The organism is Burkholderia sp. CpTa8-5 (assembly GCF_017815045.1).
GTDB lineage: Bacteria > Pseudomonadota > Gammaproteobacteria > Burkholderiales > Burkholderiaceae > Burkholderia > Burkholderia sola.
This window is the reverse complement of record NZ_JAGIQD010000047.1, coordinates 1-17,230: the sequence shown is the minus strand read 5'-3', so window position 1 is coordinate 17,230 and position 17,230 is coordinate 1. Positions and strand designations below refer to the sequence as shown.

Genomic DNA, 17,230 nt, shown 5'->3' with positions numbered 1-17,230 from the left:
AAAAAACCTCGTTTCGCGCCACGCGGCCTGTCAGCAGAATGTCTCCATTCCAGCTCACGCGGCGACACAAGCGTCGCATGAGCCGCACTTCCGAAGGAGACAGCCGTGGCAGTCGAAACAACCTCGATCGATACGCTCGTCGTCGGCGCCGGGCAGGCCGGCGTGGCGATGAGCGAGCACCTGGGCAAGCTGGGCGTGCCCCATCTCGTGCTGGAGCGTGACCGCATCGCCGAACGCTGGCGCACCGGGCGCTGGGATTCGCTGGTCGCGAACGGCCCCGCGTGGCACGACCGTTTCCCCGGCCTCGAATTCGACGGGCTCGATCCCGATGCGTTCGCCACGAAGGACCAGGTCGCGAACTACTTCGAAGCGTATGCGCGCAAGTTCGACGCGCCGATCCGCACCGGCGTCGAAGTGAAGCATGTCGTGCGCAACACGGGCAAGCCGGGCTTCGTCGTCGAGACGTCCGACGGCACGATCGAGGCGAACCGCGTGGTGGTCGCGACGGGCCCGTTCCAGCGCCCGGTGATTCCGCCGATCGCGCCGGACGACGCGCGCGTCGTGCAGATCCATTCCGCCGACTATCGCAACCCGGGCCAGCTCGCGGCGGGCGCGGTGCTGGTGGTCGGCGCCGGTTCGTCGGGCGTGCAGATCGCCGATGAGCTGCGGCGCGCGGGCCGGCAGGTTTACCTGTCGGTCGGGCCGCACGACCGTCCGCCGCGTGCGTATCGCGGCCGCGACTTCTGCTGGTGGCTTGGCGTGCTCGGCGAATGGGACAAGGAAGTCGCGACGCCCGGCCGCGAACACGTGACGATCGCGGTGAGCGGCGCGCGCGGCGGCCATACGGTCGATTTCCGCGCGCTCGCGAATCAGGGCGTGACGCTGGTCGGGTTGACGAAGTCGTTCGACGGCGGCGTGGCCGTGTTCGAACCCGATCTCGCGACCCATCTCGCGCGCGGTGACGAGAACTACCTGTCGCTGCTCGACGCGGCCGACGCGTATGCGGCGCGCAACGGCCTCGACCTGCCGGAAGAACCGGCCGCGCGACGCATCCTGCCGGATCCCGACTGCGTCGCGCATCCGATCCTATCGCTCGATCTCGCCGGCGCGGGCGTCACGTCGATCGTCTGGGCGACCGGCTATGCGGTCGACTACGGCTGGCTGAACGTCGACGCGTTCGCGCCGAACGGCAAGCCGCAGCACCAGCGCGGCGTGTCGAAGGAGCCGGGCATCTATTTCCTCGGGCTGCCGTGGCTGTCGCGGCGCGGCTCCAGCTTCATCTGGGGCGTGTGGCACGACGCGAAGCACATCGCCGATCACATCGTCACGCAGCGCAAGTACCTCGCATACCACGACGCGGCGCAGCACCGCGCGGCCGCCCAAGCGGCGCAGCCCGACGCGCGCCCGCTCGCCGAAGCGGCGAACTGACGACCTGACGACCCCGCCGCGACCGCTTCCCGCGCGGCGGGCGACCACACCGACACTCGAAGGACCTCGATGAGCCAGCCTACCCATACGCGTATCCGCATGTTCAACACGAAGGATACCTACCCGAACCAGACGCTCGACAACGACCTGTGCCAGGCCGTGCGGGCCGGCAACACCGTCTACGTGCGCGGCCAGGTCGGCACCGATTTCGACGGCAACCTGATCGGCCTCGGCGACCCGCGTGCACAGGCCGAGCAGGCGATGAAGAACGTCAAGCAGTTGCTCGAGGAAGCCGGCAGCGACATCACGCATATCGTGAAGACGACGACCTACCTGATCGATCCGCGTTATCGCGAACCCGTGTACCAGGAAGTCGGCAAGTGGCTGAAGGGCGTCTACCCGATCTCGACGGGGCTCGTCGTTTCCGCGCTCGGTCAGCCGCAGTGGCTGATGGAGATCGACGTGATCGCGGTGATTCCCGACAACTGGCAGCCGAACCGCGCACGGGAGGCGACATGACGTTCTCCATCGTCGGACGCTGCCCGGAGACGGGGCAGCTCGGGATCGCGATCAGCTCGTCGAGCATCGCGGTGGGCGCGCGCTGCCCGTGGGTGCGTGCGGGCGTCGGCGCCGTCGCGACGCAGAACATCACGCTGCCGGCGCTTGGGCCGCAGATTCTCGACCTGATCGAGCACGACCAGCTCGCGCCGGCCGCGGCGCTCGACCGGGCATTGAGCGCCAACGGCTGGAGCCAGTACCGGCAGGTCACGGCGATCGACGGGCAGGGGCAGACCGCATGCTTCACCGGCAAGGAGGCGCTCGGCACGCATCGCGCGGTGCAGGGCGAGCAATGCGTGGCGGCCGGCAATTTGCTGGCCGCGCCGGCCGTGATCGATGCGATGGTGCGGGCCTTCGAGCACGCGCCCGGGCTGCTCGCCGATCGCCTGCTGGCCGCGATGCACGCGGCGATGACGGCCGGCGGCGAGGCCGGACCCGTGCATTCGGCCGCGCTGAAGGTGGCCGGCGACGTGACCTGGCCGATCGTCGACCTGCGCGTCGACTGGGCCGATACCGATCCGATCGGGCAACTCGATGCGCTGTGGCGCGCATATCGGCCGCAGATGCAGGACTACCAGACGCGCGCGCTGAATCCGACCGCCGCACCGAGTTACGGAGTACCGGGCGATGAGTGATCCGTCGAGCCGCGCGCTGCTCCAACGGCTGATCGGCTTCGCGACGGTCAGCCGCGACTCGAACCTCGAGATGATCGGTTTCATCCGCAACTATCTCGCGGGTTTCGGTGTGGAAAGCGAACTGTTCTATAACGCGGAACGCACGAAGGCGAGCCTGTACGCGACGATCGGCCCGCGCGATCGCGGCGGCGTCGCGCTGTCGGGCCATACCGACGTGGTGCCGGTCGACGGGCAGGCATGGACGGTCGAGCCGTTCCGGCTGACCGAGCGCGACGGCCGCCTGTACGGTCGCGGCACGGCCGACATGAAGGGCTTCATCGCATCGGTGCTCGCGGCCGTGCCGGCGTTCGTCGCGCGGCCGCTGAGCGTGCCCGTGCATCTCGCGTTCTCGTACGACGAGGAAGTCGGTTGCGTCGGCGTGCGGCCGATGCTCGAACAACTGGCCGCGCGCGCACATCGTCCGCGGCTGTGCGTGATCGGCGAGCCGACCGAACTGAAGCCGGTGCTCGGTCACAAGGGCAAGCTCGCGATGCGCTGCCACGTGAAGGGCGCCGCGTGTCACTCGGCTTACGCGCCGTCGGGCGTCAACGCGATCGACTATGCGGCGAAGCTGATCGGCCGGCTCGGCGAGATCGGCGCGGCGCTCGCACGCCCCGAGCGGCACGACAGCCGCTTCGATCCGCCGTTCTCGACCGTGCAGACGGGCTTGATCAAGGGTGGCCGCGCGCTGAACATCGTGCCGGCCGAATGCGAGTTCGATTTCGAGGTGCGCGCGCTGCCGGATTTCGATGCGCACGACGTGCCGAGAAAGCTGCAGGACTATGCGGAATCCGAACTGTTGCCGCGGATGCGCGCGGTGCAGCCCGATACCGACATTCAACTGAAACCGCTCGGCGCGTATCCGGGGCTGGCGACCGCGCCGGACGGCGAGGCCGCGCGGCTGATCGCGTGGCTGAGCGGGTCCGACGCGTTCGGCACGGTGGCGTTCGGCACCGAGGGCGGGCTGTTCGGGCAGGCCGGTATTCCGACCGTCGTGTGCGGTCCCGGCAGCATGGACCAGGGGCACAAGCCCGACGAGTTCGTCACGCTCGAACAACTGCACGGATGCGACGCGATGCTCGGTCGTCTGGCCGCGTATCTTTCTTCAGCCGACTGAGCTGGCCACCGACACGCACGCTCCGCACCGGGCGGCGCGTGCGTTTTTTTGTTCTCTATCGCGATCTCATCGCGCCGCTTCCGCGACGATCTGCGCAAGCCGCTCGCGGCAGAAATCGACGAACGACTGCGCCTGCTTCGTGAGCTGCCCGCGCTTCAGCCGCGCGCTCACGAGCCCGGACGGGCTGACCGTTTCGCTGAGGGATATCGTCACGACACGCTGGCCGTCGTACGTATAGTCGGAATGCGGGCGCGTGACGAGCAGCGAGAACCCGAAGCCCTGGCCGACCATCCCGCGCACCATCTCGATCGACGGCGAGCCGAACACGATGTTCGGCGTCAGCCCGAGTTCGTGAAACAGACTGACGAAATACGTGCGGCTCGGCTGCACGTCGAGCAGGATCATCGGCTCGACGCACAGGTCGCGCAGCGACACGTGCGTCTGGCTCGCGAACCGGTGGTTTTCGGGCAGCAGCACGTACGGCTGCTGCGGCGGCATCAGCGGCTCGGTTTCGATCGTGCCGTCGAGATCGTGGTCGTACATCAGCGCGAGATCGAACGTGCCGGACGTCAGCCCCTGCACGAGTTCCTGCTGGTCGCCGTCGCGCAGCCGGATGTTCACGCCCGGGTAGCGCTCGCGAAAACCCGCGATCAGTTGCGGCAGATAGAGCGGCGCGACCGTCTCGAAACAGCCGATGTCGATCTGCCCGGCGATCACGTCGTTGTCGGCGAGCGCGTTCTGTTCGAACTCGTGCGCGATGCGCAGCAGTTCCTGCGCTTTCCGGTAGAAGCGCGTGCCGCTCGGCGTCAGCGACACGCCCTGCGCGTGATGGCGAATGAACAGCTTTACGCCGAAGCTCTCTTCGAGCCCCTTGATCGCGCTGGAAATCGACGGCTGCGCGATAAAGAGCTGACGCGATGCCTCGGCGACGCTGCCGGATTCGACCGTCGTGATGAAGTACTTCAGTTGCCGCAATGTGTAGTGAGCCACAAGCACCTCTGATGCCCGCCCCGGCGTGCCGCCGCGGGCGCGTGCGCGTTCCATGGGGAAACAGACCCTGGCACCTTACCTGAAGTCGATCGGCGCCGAAATTTCCGCTGCAGAGCTTTTTCGTATGTCGCGGAAATATTTTTAGTATTTTCCGGTCGCGATGCACGTGGCGCACCATCGTCTCCAACCTGGATCGCGACGGGGCCGCGTGCGCGCCGGCGGGACATGTCATCCGTCCCTGCTTGCCGCGCACGCGCCGCTTCGTTCGGCGCCGCCGCGCATGCACGCGGTGCTGCGTCGCCCGCGCATCCGGACCGATGGCCGGCGCGCACCCCGACGCGCGCCGGCGTGAACGGCACGCGCGCATTGCCGCGCAGGACTGGAGACTTCACCATGACGAACGCGGAACGCAATGCGTCCCCGATGATAGAGAAGCACACGATCGGCTATGTGCCGCCCGCCGAACGCCACGGCAAGGTGCGCGACTTGTTCACGCTCTGGTTCGGCGGCAACATCGCGCCGCTGCCGATCGTGACCGGCGCGCTCGGCGTGCAGATGTTCCACCTGAACCTGATGTGGGGGATCGTCGCGATCGTCGTCGGCCAGGCGGTCGGCGGCGTGCTGATGGCGCTGCATTCGGCGCAGGGCCCGCAGATGGGCATCCCGCAGATGATCCAGAGCCGCGCGCAGTTCGGCTCGTGGGGTGCGCTGCTCGTCACGGTGATCGCGGCCGTGATGTACGTCGGCTTCTTCGCGTCGAACATCGTGCTCGCCGGCAAGTCGGTGCACGGCATCGCGTCGTCGGTGCCGGTGCCCGTCGGCATCGTGATCGGCGCGGTGGGCTCCGGGCTGATCGGGATCGTCGGCTACCGGTTCATCCATATCCTGAACCGGATCGGCACGTGGGTGCTCGGCATCGGCATCGCCGTCGGCTTCTGGATGATCCTGTCGCACGTGAACACCGCCGATTTCCTGACGCGCGGCGGCTTCGACTTCGCGGGCTGGCTCGCGACGGTATCGCTGTCGGCGCTGTGGCAGATCGCGTTCGCGCCATACGTGTCGGACTATTCGCGCTATCTGCCGGAGGACGTCGGCGTCGCATCGACGTTCTGGGCGACCTACCTCGGCTGCACGATCGGCTCGACGCTCGCGTTCATCTTCGGCGCGGTGGCCGTGCTCGCGGTGCCGGCCGGCGCGGACACGATGGACGCGGTCAAGCAGGCGACGGGCCCGCTCGGCCCGCTGATGCTCGTGCTGTTCCTGCTGAGCGTGATCAGCCACAACGCGCTGAACCTGTACGGCGCGGTGCTCGCGGTGATCACGTCGGTGCAGACGTTCGCGTACAAGTGGATTCCGACCGCGAAGGCGCGCGCGGTGGTGTCGGTCGTGATCTTCGTCGCATGCTGCTACGCGGCGATCGGCGCGTCGACGAACTTCGTCGGCAACCTCGTCGATCTCGTGCTCGCGCTGCTGGTCGTGCTGGTGCCGTGGACGGCGATCAACCTGATCGACTTCTACGTGATCCACAAGGGCAAGTACGACATCCAGTCGATCTTCATGGCGGACGGCGGAATCTACGGCCGCTTCAATCCGCAGGCGCTGCTCGCGTATGCGATCGGCATCGTGGTGCAGATTCCGTTCATGAACACGCCGATGTATGCGGGCCCGATTCCCGCGCATCTGGGCGGCGCGGATCTGTCGTGGCTCGTCGGCCTGCTGCTGACGTCGCCGCTGTACTACTGGCTCGCGACGCGCGACAGCGCGTATCGGCGCCGGCAGGGCGGCGCGCACCTGCCGCCGACGGCGGTGCGATAAGCGCAGGGCGGCAGGCGGGCACGGGCGCGGCGTGTGCCGCGACCCTTGCCCGCCCGCGGATCAGGCCACCGCCGAGCGCGCGACGCGCACCGGCACCGACTTGTACGACGGCGTACCGCTTTCCTTGTCGATGTAGTCGAGCGGCACGAGCACGTTCGCTTCCGGGTAGTACGCGCCGACCGAGCCCGGCGCGATGTCGTACTCGATCGCGGTGATCTTCTCGAGGCGCAGTGTGCGGCCCGACGCCGTGACCGTCTCGATGTCGACGAGGTCGCCGTGTTCGAGCCCGTACTTGTCGAGATCGGCCGCGTTCATGAACAGCACGTCGCGCCGGCCGAACACGCCGCGATAGCGGTCGTCGAGCCCGTAGATCGTCGTGTTGTACTGATCGTGGCTGCGCAGCGTGATCAGCCGCAGCACCTGCTCGGCGCCGAGCGCGTCCGCGTCCTCCTTCACGCCCTTGTAGACCGAGAACATCGCCTTGCCGGTCGGCGTCGGCCACACGCGCTCGGTGGGCGGCAGCGGCAGGCGGAAGCCGCCCGGCGTGCGGATCCGCTCGTTGAACGCGTCGAAGCCGGCTACCGTCTTGTCGATCAGGTCGCGGATGCGGTCGTAGTCGGCGATCAGGTCGAGCCACGCGACCTTGCTGTTCGGCAGCGTCGCATGCGCGATGCCGGCGACGATCGCGGGCTCCGAGCGCAACTGGTCCGACGCCGGCTTCAGCTTGCCGGCCGACGCATGGACCATCGACATCGAATCCTCGACGGTGATCGATTGCCGGCCGGTGGCCTGCATGTCGAGCTCGGTGCGGCCGAGCACCGGCAGGATGAAGGTTTCCTTGCCGACCAGCAGGTGCGAACGGTTCAGCTTCGTGCCGAGATGCACGCTCAGGTCGAGCTTCGCCATCGCCGGGAACGACAGCTCCGGATCGGGCAGCGCGACCGCGAAGTTGCCGCCGAGGCACAGCAGCGCCTTCGCGGTGCCGTCGATCATCGCCTGCATCGCTTGCACCGCATCGTGCCCGTGTTTCGCGGGCGGCGTGAAGCCGCACACGTCCTCGATCTTCTTCAGGAATTCGGCCGACGGCTTCTCGGTGATGCCGACCGTGCGGTTGCCCTGCACGTTCGAATGGCCGCGCAGCGGGCACACGCCGGCGCCGGGCTTGCCGATGTTGCCGCGCATCAGCAGCAGGTCGGCGATCAGGCGCACGGTGGCCGTGCCCTTGTTGTGCTGCGTGACGCCCATCCCGTACGTGACGATCGTCGCGTTCGACTTCGCGTACGCGAGCGCGACCTCTTCGAGCTGCGCCTGGGCGAGGCCGCTCGCGCGTTCGATGTCGTCCCACGACGTGGCTTCGAGATCGGCCGAGAACGCGTCGAAGCCGTCGGTGTGCTGCGCGATGAAATCGCGGTCGAGCACGTCGCCGCGCTCGGCCTCGAGCTTCAGCAGCGCCTTCATGATGCCTTTCAGCGCGGCCGCGTCGCCGCCCGCGTCGACCTGGTAGTACGTCGACGCGATCCGCGTCGAGCCGAACGACGCCATCTCGATCATGTCCTGCGGATCGGCGAAGCGTTCGAGCGCGCGTTCGCGCAGCGGGTTGAACACGATGATCGGCACGTTGCGGCGCGAACACTCGTGCAGCGTGCCCATCATCCGCGGATGGTTCGTGCCGGGGTTGTGGCCGATCGAGATGATCAGCTCGCAGTGGTCGAAATCCTCGAGCGACACGGTGCCCTTGCCGATGCCGATCGACTGCGGCAGGCCGACGCTGGTCGGCTCGTGGCACATGTTCGAGCAGTCGGGGAAGTTGTTGGTGCCGAGCTCGCGCGCGAACAGCTGGTACAGGTACGCGGCTTCGTTCGACGCGCGGCCCGACGTGTAGAACTCGACCTGCTCGGGCGGCAGCGCGCGCAGCACTTCGCCGATGCGCGCGAACGCGTCGTCCCATTCGATCGCGCGGAACGTGTCGGTTGCGCGGTCGTAGACGAGCGGATGCGTGAGCCGGCCCATGTTCTCCAGTTCGTAGTCCGACATGCGCAGCAGCGACGACACGGTGTTCGCCGCGAAGAACTCCGGCGTTACGCGCTTGGTCGTCGCTTCCCACGTAACGGCCTTCGCGCCGTTCTCGCAGAACTGGAACGTCGACTTGTGCTCCTTGTCCGGCCACGCGCAGCCGGGGCAGTCGAAGCCGTCGGGCTGGTTGGTCCGCATCAGCACGATCGGCGCCTCGATGGTTTCCATTTGCGTGCGCACCGCATCGGCTGTCGCGCGAAGCGCGCCCCAACCGCCGGCGGGCCCGTCGTATTTCCTGATGCCTGGCACTTCGCGTCGATTTGTCATGTGAATCTCCAATAGCCGGGCCCGATGCGGGTGGCTCGGTTGCGCCGTGTCGCGGCGTGGGGCGGCTCCGTCCGCGGACGGAGCCGGTCATGCGTGCCCCGGGTGGTGGGGCATGCGTTGTTTTAGTGCGCGTCCTTCTTCGCGCCGGACGACTTCTTGCCCGACGGCTTCGCGGCGGGCGGCGGGGCGTCGGCACGCGTGTCGTCCGCCTTCGCGTCCGCTGCTGCGTTGGCGGCCTTGCCGGTCGGTTTGGCCTTGCCGCCGGCGTCCTGCTTCGCCTCCTTCGCTTCAGGCGCGGCGAGCTTGTTGAACTTCACTTCGTTGCTGTCCTTGTCGTAGTCGACCTCGCACTTGTCGCCGGACTTCAGCCGATCGGCGAGGATTTCCTTCGCGAGCCGCGTCTCGATGGTCTGCCGGATCTGGCGCTTCAGCTCGCGCGCGCCGAATTCAGGCTGGTAGCCGGCTTCGGTCAGGTGTGCGACGAGCGAATCGCCCATCACGAGCGTGATGTCCTGCGCGGCGGCGGTGCGCACCACGCGATCGAGCTGGATCTGCACGATCGCGCGGATGTCGTCCTTCGACAGCGCGTGGAAGACGATCACCTCGTCGATCCGGTTCAGGAACTCGGGCCGGAAATGCCCCTTCAGCACCTGCATCAGTTCCTCGCGGATCGCCTTGTCGGTCTTGCGCGCGGCTTCCGGCTGCGTGAGGTTGTCCATGATGATCGCCGCGCCGAGGTTGCTGGTCGCGATGATGATCGTGTTGCTGAAATCGACCACGCGACCCTTGCCGTCGGTGAGACGCCCGTCGTCGAACACCTGCAGCAGCACGTTGTAGACGTCCGGATGCGCCTTCTCGATCTCGTCGAGCAGGATCACGCTGTACGGGCGACGCCGCACGCGCTCGGTGAGCTGGCCGCCTTCGTCGTAGCCGACGTAGCCGGGCGGCGCGCCGATCAGACGCGCGACCGCGTGGCGTTCCATGTATTCCGACATGTCGATGCGGATGATCGCCTGCTCGTCGCCGAATACGGTCTCGGCCAGCGCCTTCGCGAGCTCGGTCTTGCCGACGCCCGTCGGCCCGAGGAACAGGAACGTCGCGATCGGCCGGTGCGTCTGGCCGAGCCCCGCGCGCGACAGCCGTACCGCATCGCTGACGGCGACCACCGCATCGGCCTGGCCGACCACGCGCTCGCGCAACTGCTCCTCCATCTTCAGCAGCTTCTGGCGCTCTTCCTGCGTGAGTTCGGACACGGGGATGCCGGTCAGCCGCGACACGACCTCGGCCACCGATTCAACGGTCACCTCGAGCGTCTCCGAACCGGTCTTGCGCTGCCACGCCTCCATCATCTCGTCGACGGCCTTCTGCTTCGCGCTGATCTGCTCTTCGAATTGCTTCGCTTCGTCGAAGCGCTTGCGCGACGTCGCGTAGTCCTGCTCGCGCTTCAGTTGCGCGATCTGCGCTTCGCCTTCCTGAATGTCGACCGGGCGCGACGTCGCGCCGATCCGCACGCGCGCGGCGGCCTGGTCGATCAGGTCGATCGCCTTGTCGGGCAGGAAGCGCGACGTGATATAGCGGTCGGCGAACTCGGCGGCCGCGACGAACGCGTCGTCGGCGAACGTCACCTGGTGGTGCGCCTCGAGACTGTCGCGCAGCCCGCGCAGGATCACGATCGTCTGCTCGACGCTCGGCTCCGGCACGAACACGGGCTGGAAGCGGCGTTCGAGCGCGGCGTCCTTCTCGATGTACTTCTGGTATTCGTTGAGCGTCGTCGCGCCGATCAGGCTCAGCTCGCCGCGCGCGAGCGCGGGCTTCAGCACGTTCGCGATGTCGAGGCCGCCTTCGCCGCCGCCCTGGCCCGCGCCGACGATCGTGTGCAGCTCGTCGATGAACAGGATCAGTTCGTCCTGCTTCGCGGTCACTTCGTCGATCAGCTGTTTCGCGCGTTCCTCGAATTCGCCGCGATACTTCGCGCCGGCCACCATCGAGTTGATGTTGACCTCGACGAGCCGCTTGTCGCGCAGCACTTCGGGCACGTCGCCGTTGACGATCCGCTGCGCGAGCCCCTCGACGATCGCGGTCTTGCCGACGCCCGGCTCGCCGATCAGCACCGGATTGTTCTTCTTGCGGCGCGCGAGCACCTCGATCGTGCTCTCGATTTCCTGCGCGCGGCCCAGCACCGGATCGAGCTTGCCCTGGCGCGCGATCGCGGTGAGGTCGCGGCCGAACTTGTCGAGGTTCGGCGTGCCGGTCGGCGCATCGACGCGGCCGTCCTCGGCGCCCTTGCCGACCACCTTCACCACCTTCTGGCGCAGCGCCTCGGGCGTCACGCCGTATTTCTTCAGCAGCGTGCCGGCGACGCTGTCAGGCACCGATGCGAGCCCGATCAACAAGTGCTCGGGGCCGATGTACGAGTGGCCGAGATCGCGCGACGCCTGAAACGCGTACTGCACGGCCTTCTTCACGCGCGGCGAGATCGACAGCTTGTCGAGCGGCGCGTCGGGAGCGGCCGTGCCGGTGTGCGCGTGCGCGTCGATGTACGTCTTGATGTCCTCCGGCGACAGCTTCAGTTCCTTCAGCAGCGCGGCACATACGTCGGTGTCCGCGAGCGCGTACAGCAGGTGTTCGGAATCGAGCTCGCTGCGGCGCAGCTCGTGCGCCTTCTCGGCCGCGCGCTGCAGCAGTTCGAGCGTCTGTTCGCTGAACGCGTCGGTCGGATCGACCGATTCGCGCGGAATCTCGGCGGCGAGCGGCGATTCGTCGCCGAGCCCGCCGAACAGCGACGACGGTCCACCACCGCCGAGCAGCGAATCGAACGGATTCAGCATGCTCTGATGCCGCATCAGCTGGCGGAAGTGGTAATCGCAGATCGAGATCGTCTTGCGCTCGCCGTCCTGCATCACGGTGGCGCGTGCAACGGCCGGCCGCGCGTGGCAGATATCGCAAAGTGCGGGCATGGTGGTCTGGCTCCTGTCGGTGAAGGTGGGTCGAAGCGTGACGCCCGATGCGGTGCGGCGCTCGCGCGTCCCGATCGCGGTCGGGGCGGGAAGCGCGAGTGCCGCAAGGAGCCCACGGCATCGCTTCGACTGCGTTCAAAATAACGAATCGACGCGGCCCGTCCAAGACACAGTTCCATGCCGGACCGGCCGTGAATTGCACCCTCACATGGACGCGGGCCGGGGCGGCAAGGAGTACAGACGCGCAAGCGGGCGGCGGCGCGGGCGTGTGCGGCGCGTACGGCTTGCGGTGGAAGGCGCGGGAAAGGGCGGCGCCCGAACGACGCGCGGTGCGACATCGGCGCGCAGTGCGCCGGCAGCGGCCGAACGGGGGCCAGACGGGACGCGACGCGCGAGCGCGAACCGGTGGCGTCCGGCCATGCGTGCACCGCAGCCGAGACGCGCGGTGCGGCCGGGGAAGGCGAAGGCGGGTGACACCGCACGCGCCGGCCATCGCGCAACCGCGGTGCACCACGATCAGTCGGAGAGTGTCATCGCGAGCCGTTGCCGCGCGATCTGCTTGACGTCGGCCGACAGTGCCGCATTCTGCAGACCATTGGCCCAGACGGAGAACGAATCCTCGATCAGGTTGCGCGTGTCGGGCGGCAGCTCGGCCAGCATCAGCGACACGACGGTAAACAGCACGGCGGTGTCGCCGGCCTGGCGGCTGGCATTCGCGTCGACCGTCTGTTTCAGGGTCGCGACCGACGCCTGCAGCGCCTGTAATGCATCATTCGATTCGCTCATGAAATCCTCCATGCAAGATGGGCTGGAGCGGCGACGAACCCGTGGCCGGCGGCGCGCGACGCCCGGGCGGACATCGCGCGCCGGCAACCGCGCTCAGGCGGCCGCGTTACCCTGCGGCGCCACGGCCACCGATGCCTCGCTCGTCAACATCAGGAACGTGAACGTTTCGCGCAGGTACAGGCGGACGCCCTTGTCGGTGTGGCTCGTGTAGCCGATCGACAGGTCTTCCCCGAGGTGCAGCTCGTAATCGCCGCCGCGCGTGGACAGCACGCAGCCGCCGCTGATCGCCGGCGCCCAGATGATCTCGCCGCTGACGATGCGTTTGATATGACCGAGGACCGGATAGCCCTGGTCGCGCGCTTCGCTGAGCGCGGTGTACGCGTCCGACCCGAGCACGACCGAGTACGGACCGTCGACGCCGGCGAGGCGCAGCGCTTCCAGCGCGTCGCTGATCGCGTCCGGGTACGCGCCGACGTCCGCCGGCAGCGTGAGCCGGCGGTTCGACGTGCCTTCGCGGATGCCGATGATGCCGGCCGCGCGGTAGCCGTCGAAGATCGCGCTGTCTTCGGCGAACGCGAGCCGTTGCGCGGCTTCCTTCGCCGGCTGCCAGTCGGCGTCGCGCGCGCCGCGCTCGACGCTGTCGATCGCGTCGCGGCTCAGCTCGAACGGCACCGTCAGCTCGACGATCGCGCGTACTTCGCGCAGCCGCGCGTTCACGAGTTCGCGCGGCGCGGCCACGTCGAGCAGGTGCCCGGTGCCGACGGCCGACAGCTCGGAGCCTGCGGGCCCCTCGACGTCGACGACGCGGCGGCCGGCCACCGATCGTTTGAAGGTGCGCGCCACTTCCTCCTCGATTTGTTCCCAGGCGGACGACGAGATCGGGGCGAGTTCGCGATGCAGGTTATTCATAGGTCGGGGTTCCTTTCAGCGAGCCGATGTTCAGCGAGCCGTCGCGCCGCGGTGCGGCAGGCGCGGACGGCGTGGATTCCGGTTGGGCGGCTTCGGCGGCCGGCGCGGGGCGGTCGGCGAGCGCTTCGAGCAGGTCGGCCGACGGCACGAAGAACAGCGAGCCGGTGACCGCGCGGCTGTAGTCGAGCAGGCGGTCGTAGTTGCCGGGCGGGCGGCCGACGAACATGTTCTCGAGCATCTGCTCGATCGGCGCCGGCGAGCGCGCATAGCCGATGAAATAGGTGCCGAATTCGCCGGCGCCCGGACGCCCGAACGGCATGTTGTCGCGCAGGATCTTCACTTCCTGGCCGCCCTCGTCGAGCGTGGTCAGCGAGCTGTGCGAGCACGACGGCTTCACGTCCGGCGCGAGCTCGATGTCGGACAGCTTGGTGCGGCCGATGATGCGCTCCTGCGTCTCGACCGCGAGCGCGTTCCAGCCGGCCATGTCGTGCAGGTACTTCTGCACGAGCACGTAGCTGCCGCCCGCGAATTCGGCGTCTTCGTCGCCGATCACCGTGAAGTCGACCGCTTCGCGGCCTTCCGGATTTTCGGTGCCGTCGACGAAGCCGATCATCGCGCGCTGGTCGAAATTGCGGAAGCCGTGCACCTCGTCGACGACCGTGACCGCGTCGCCGAGCGCATTGAGCAATTGCGTCGCCAATTCGAAGCACAGGTCCATCGCTTCCGCGCGGATGTGCAGCAGGATGTCGCCGGGCGTCGCCACTGCGACGCGCTGGCCGGCGCCGAATTCGCGGAACGGATGCAGCGACGCGGGGCGCGGCTCGCCGAACAGCGCATCCCATGCGTCGGAGCCGAAGCCGCAGACGCACGTGAGGTTGCCGCCCGGCACGCGCTTGCCGACCGAGCGCACGAGCGCGGCGATGTCGCCGCACCATGAACGGATCGTGTCGGCGCGATCGGCGCCGGGATTGATCGTCGCCACGAGAAAGATCGCGCTGCGCGTGATCGGGCTGTGGACGGTCTGGGAGAGCGGGGGAGGGGTAGTCTGCATCGCGGCCTGCCGGTCAGTCATGTCGGGACGGACGGGCCGCGGCAGCCGCGGCGCGCGAACGCGAACGGTTGAACTGTGTCATGCGACGGTTCTCTTTGTGACGTGCGGATGAAGGACGTTGCGCGGGCATCGCGCAACGGGCCGCAGCGGCGGCGGCCGGCCCCCGGCGCGAAGGGGAGGCGGACGTGGCGGCCGCGCGTTCGCCCGGCGCGTGAGCTGTCCGCACCGCGTAACGGCGTCGAGCCTGCAATCTAGCAGCTTCGACGGGTCTTTGGAACACGTATCGATGATCTGTCATTCGAATGGATCAAACAGGGCCCGGTTTTGTGCGGCGCCCGCGCAGCTGTACTCCTGGCGCGCGCGGCGCTGTGCTCTTGAGCGTGCGTGTCGCGTGCAGTAGATTAGGTTCCGCTCCGCCCGACGACGACCATCATGATGAACCTTTTGGAAGCGATGCGTATTTTCGGTGCAATCGTCGAGCACGGCGGGCTGTCCGGCGCGGCGTCCGATCTGAAGCTCGACGTCGCGCAGGTGAGTGCGCGGCTCGATGGCCTCGAACGCTATCTCGGTTGCCGCTTGCTGCTGGACCGCTCGGGCGACGACGTCGTGTGCACCGAGGCAGGCGTCGCGTTTCATGCGTGTTGCCGGCGCACGCTGTCCGCGGTCGCGCAGGCGACCGGCGCGATCGGAACCGGTGCGTGCGCAACGGTCTCCCGTCCGCCCGTCGCAGGCTTTCCGTTTCCCGACACCCCCCGCCGCAGCGATGGCGCATCGATCGCGGCACCGACGACACTGCACCGGACAACGCGTTGAATATTTCCACTGCATCCGCCGATACGACCGCCGAGCGCATTCGTCGCCGCTTCGGCCATTTCCTTCACGCGGCCGAGCTGGCCGGGCTGGTCGTGATCGGGCTGGCGACCGCGTTCGCGATGACGCAGGAGGCGTGGAAGGTCGTGCTCGCGGGCGAAGTGTCGCTGACGGACCTGCTGCTGATGTTCCTGTATCTGGAAGTGCTCGCGATGGACCTGCGCTACCTGCGGCTCGGCCGGCTGCCGGTGCGGTTTCCGCTGTTCATCGCGATGACGTCGCTCGCGCGCGACCTGATCCTGCGCGGCGCGACCGACAGCCCCGAGCGGATGCTGATGACGACTTTCGGGATCGTGCTGCTCGCGGTCGGCGTGCTGATCCTGAGCTTCGGCCAGCATCGCTTTCCGGCGGACGTCGACGATGTCGAGGACGACGTGCATGTGCGCAAGTAACGCGGCCCGGGCGGCATTCGAAGCGAACCCCGGCGCGCCGTGCGACGTGCGGCGGCCTCATTCTCATCCCAACACGCGAGGTGTCGCATGACCAGGCAATTGATCGTCGCCGTATTCGGCAGCGTCGACACGGCCCGCCGGGCCGCGAACGATTTCGATGCGCTGTCGGAGAAGAACGAAGGATTCCATATCGAGAATGGCGTCGTCGTCGAGAAGGACGCGAACGGCAAGCTCGCGGTGCTCGACGCCGAATCGCGGCCGTTCAGGGGCGGCGTGATCGGCGCGATCGCGGGCGGCTTGCTCGGCCTGCTGGCCGGACCGCTCGGCGTGGTGACCGGCATGGCGGCCGGCGCGGGCGCCGGCATTCTCGCGCAAGCGGCCGGCAACGCGCTGCTCGACGGCACGTTCGTCGAGACGGTCGCGGCGCGGCTCGTGCCCGGCAGCGTCGCGGTCATTTTCGAAGCGAAGGAGGACACGCCGTTCTCGGTCGACAACGTCGTCACGGGATTCGGCGGCAAGGTGTTTCGCCAGACGCTCGACTGAGCCCGCCCCTTTTCGAACCGAGTCGGGAGAACCGCATGCGTATCGATCGATCGTACCGCCGCTTCGACATCGCGGCGACGCTGTCGCCGCTGCCCGGCAACCGCGCGATCGCGAGCGTCGACGTGACGACCGACGATCCGGGCCGCCTCGCCGATCTCGGCACGAGCCAGTTCCTGCAGATCCGCAAGTGGCTCGAGTCGAACGACGTCGCGCTGCTGACTGTGGTGTTCGACGAGTGCAAGGTCGCGATTGACCACTACGCGGACAACGTCGACGACGCGTGAGGGCGAGCGGGCCCCCGCATGGCCGGGCTTCGCAACACCGCCGGCCGCTCCGCCATCCTCGGGACATCATGACGTGCGCGCGGCGAACGGCGGTCGCGACGTCGCATGCGCATCTGTTCACCACGCCGGCCTGATTTGACGTTTCCTCGCCAAACTGTCACTTACATTCGCCGAAATGACGCAGTAGGATGCCGAACCTTGTCTTGATGAGATTCGCATTGCTATCCGCCTTCAATTTCGATAACGGACGAGGTTCCAGCCGGGATACCCGCGCCCGGCGACCGCTATCCGGCTTCATGCGTCGGCGCGGCCGTGCCGCCCATGCGGCGCAAGCCGGTTCATCGCGGCCGGGGCGAGGCGGATGAAGCTCTACGAGAAGTTTGCGAACGACGTAGAGCGACTCATTCGGCAAGGCGTATATCGACACGGCGACCGTGTGCCGTCGGTGCGGCAGGCGAGCCAGCAGCACCGGATCAGCATCACGACGGTGCTGCATGCGTATCTGCTGCTGGAAAG

The 17,230-nt window shown here is 67.8% G+C and carries 16 protein-coding genes; 10 read left to right on the top strand and 6 right to left on the bottom strand.

From position 1 onward, the window contains the following. The first annotated feature begins 105 nt into the window (after positions 1–105). From J8I35_RS33450 to argE, 4 genes are all read left to right on the top strand, one after another. Positions 106–1,428, top strand: coding sequence for an NAD(P)/FAD-dependent oxidoreductase (locus tag J8I35_RS33450; protein ID WP_209929313.1), 1,323 nt, complete (start codon positions 106–108; stop codon positions 1,426–1,428). A gap of 69 nt (positions 1,429–1,497) precedes the next feature. Next, on the top strand, positions 1,498–1,947 hold the full coding sequence (locus J8I35_RS33445; RefSeq protein WP_050014029.1) for a RidA family protein: 450 nt from the start codon (positions 1,498–1,500) through the stop codon (positions 1,945–1,947). Then, positions 1,944–2,621, top strand: coding sequence for a DUF1028 domain-containing protein (locus J8I35_RS33440; protein ID WP_050014028.1), 678 nt, complete (start codon positions 1,944–1,946; stop codon positions 2,619–2,621). The genes J8I35_RS33445 and J8I35_RS33440 overlap by 4 nt, the downstream gene beginning before the upstream one ends. Continuing rightward, positions 2,614–3,777 carry an acetylornithine deacetylase gene (argE, locus tag J8I35_RS33435; protein WP_209929312.1) on the top strand — a complete coding sequence of 388 codons (1,164 nt, stop codon included), beginning with the start codon at positions 2,614–2,616 and terminating at the stop codon, positions 3,775–3,777. The genes J8I35_RS33440 and argE overlap by 8 nt, the downstream gene beginning before the upstream one ends. A 66-nt stretch (positions 3,778–3,843) precedes the next feature. On the opposite strand, the gene J8I35_RS33430 is transcribed toward argE, so the two are convergent. Then, positions 3,844–4,767, bottom strand: coding sequence for a LysR substrate-binding domain-containing protein (locus tag J8I35_RS33430; RefSeq protein ID WP_124557616.1), 924 nt, complete (start codon positions 4,765–4,767; stop codon positions 3,844–3,846). A 393-nt stretch (positions 4,768–5,160) separates the two neighbouring features. Between J8I35_RS33430 and J8I35_RS33425 the strand changes: the two genes are divergently transcribed. Beyond that, positions 5,161–6,582: a cytosine permease gene (locus J8I35_RS33425; protein WP_089490315.1), complete on the top strand. Its 1,422-nt coding sequence runs from the start codon at positions 5,161–5,163 to the stop codon at positions 6,580–6,582. A 60-nt stretch (positions 6,583–6,642) separates the two neighbouring features. Here J8I35_RS33425 and J8I35_RS33420 read toward each other — a convergent pair whose 3' ends face one another. From J8I35_RS33420 to J8I35_RS33400, 5 genes are all read right to left on the bottom strand, one after another. Further along, a complete protein-coding gene (locus J8I35_RS33420; RefSeq protein ID WP_124593737.1) occupies positions 6,643–8,922 on the bottom strand; it encodes an FdhF/YdeP family oxidoreductase in 2,280 nt (759 codons plus the stop codon). A 122-nt stretch (positions 8,923–9,044) separates the two neighbouring features. Continuing rightward, positions 9,045–11,879, bottom strand: a complete 2,835-nt coding sequence (locus J8I35_RS33415; RefSeq protein WP_209929311.1) for an AAA family ATPase — start codon at positions 11,877–11,879, stop codon at positions 9,045–9,047. 516 nt (positions 11,880–12,395) lie between these two features. Next, the gene (locus J8I35_RS33410) at positions 12,396–12,665 is read right to left on the bottom strand and encodes a hypothetical protein (protein ID WP_050014023.1); all 270 of its coding nucleotides are present in this window, start codon (positions 12,663–12,665) and stop codon (positions 12,396–12,398) included. 93 nt (positions 12,666–12,758) lie between these two features. Next, on the bottom strand, positions 12,759–13,574 hold the full coding sequence (locus J8I35_RS33405; protein ID WP_209929310.1) for a family 1 encapsulin nanocompartment shell protein: 816 nt from the start codon (positions 13,572–13,574) through the stop codon (positions 12,759–12,761). Then, complete coding sequence (locus J8I35_RS33400) at positions 13,567–14,646, bottom strand: Dyp-type peroxidase (protein WP_209929309.1); 1,080 nt, start codon at positions 14,644–14,646, stop codon at positions 13,567–13,569. The genes J8I35_RS33405 and J8I35_RS33400 overlap by 8 nt, the downstream gene beginning before the upstream one ends. 414 nt (positions 14,647–15,060) lie before the next feature. Between J8I35_RS33400 and J8I35_RS33395 the strand changes: the two genes are divergently transcribed. From J8I35_RS33395 to J8I35_RS33375, 5 genes are all read left to right on the top strand, one after another. Beyond that, positions 15,061–15,438, top strand: coding sequence for a LysR family transcriptional regulator (locus J8I35_RS33395; protein ID WP_124593752.1), 378 nt, complete (start codon positions 15,061–15,063; stop codon positions 15,436–15,438). Then, the gene (locus J8I35_RS33390; RefSeq protein ID WP_050014020.1) at positions 15,435–15,887 is read left to right on the top strand and encodes a phosphate-starvation-inducible PsiE family protein; all 453 of its coding nucleotides are present in this window, start codon (positions 15,435–15,437) and stop codon (positions 15,885–15,887) included. Before J8I35_RS33395 ends, J8I35_RS33390 begins: the two co-directional genes overlap by 4 nt. A gap of 87 nt (positions 15,888–15,974) precedes the next feature. Continuing rightward, complete coding sequence (locus tag J8I35_RS33385) at positions 15,975–16,430, top strand: DUF1269 domain-containing protein (RefSeq protein ID WP_209929308.1); 456 nt, start codon at positions 15,975–15,977, stop codon at positions 16,428–16,430. Between the two features lie 35 nt (positions 16,431–16,465). Continuing rightward, positions 16,466–16,714, top strand: a complete 249-nt coding sequence (locus J8I35_RS33380) for a hypothetical protein (RefSeq protein WP_050014018.1) — start codon at positions 16,466–16,468, stop codon at positions 16,712–16,714. Between the two features lie 361 nt (positions 16,715–17,075). Beyond that, positions 17,076–17,230, top strand: a 155-nt coding sequence (locus J8I35_RS33375; protein ID WP_124475946.1) for a GntR family transcriptional regulator, incomplete at its 3' end; no start/stop codon positions are given.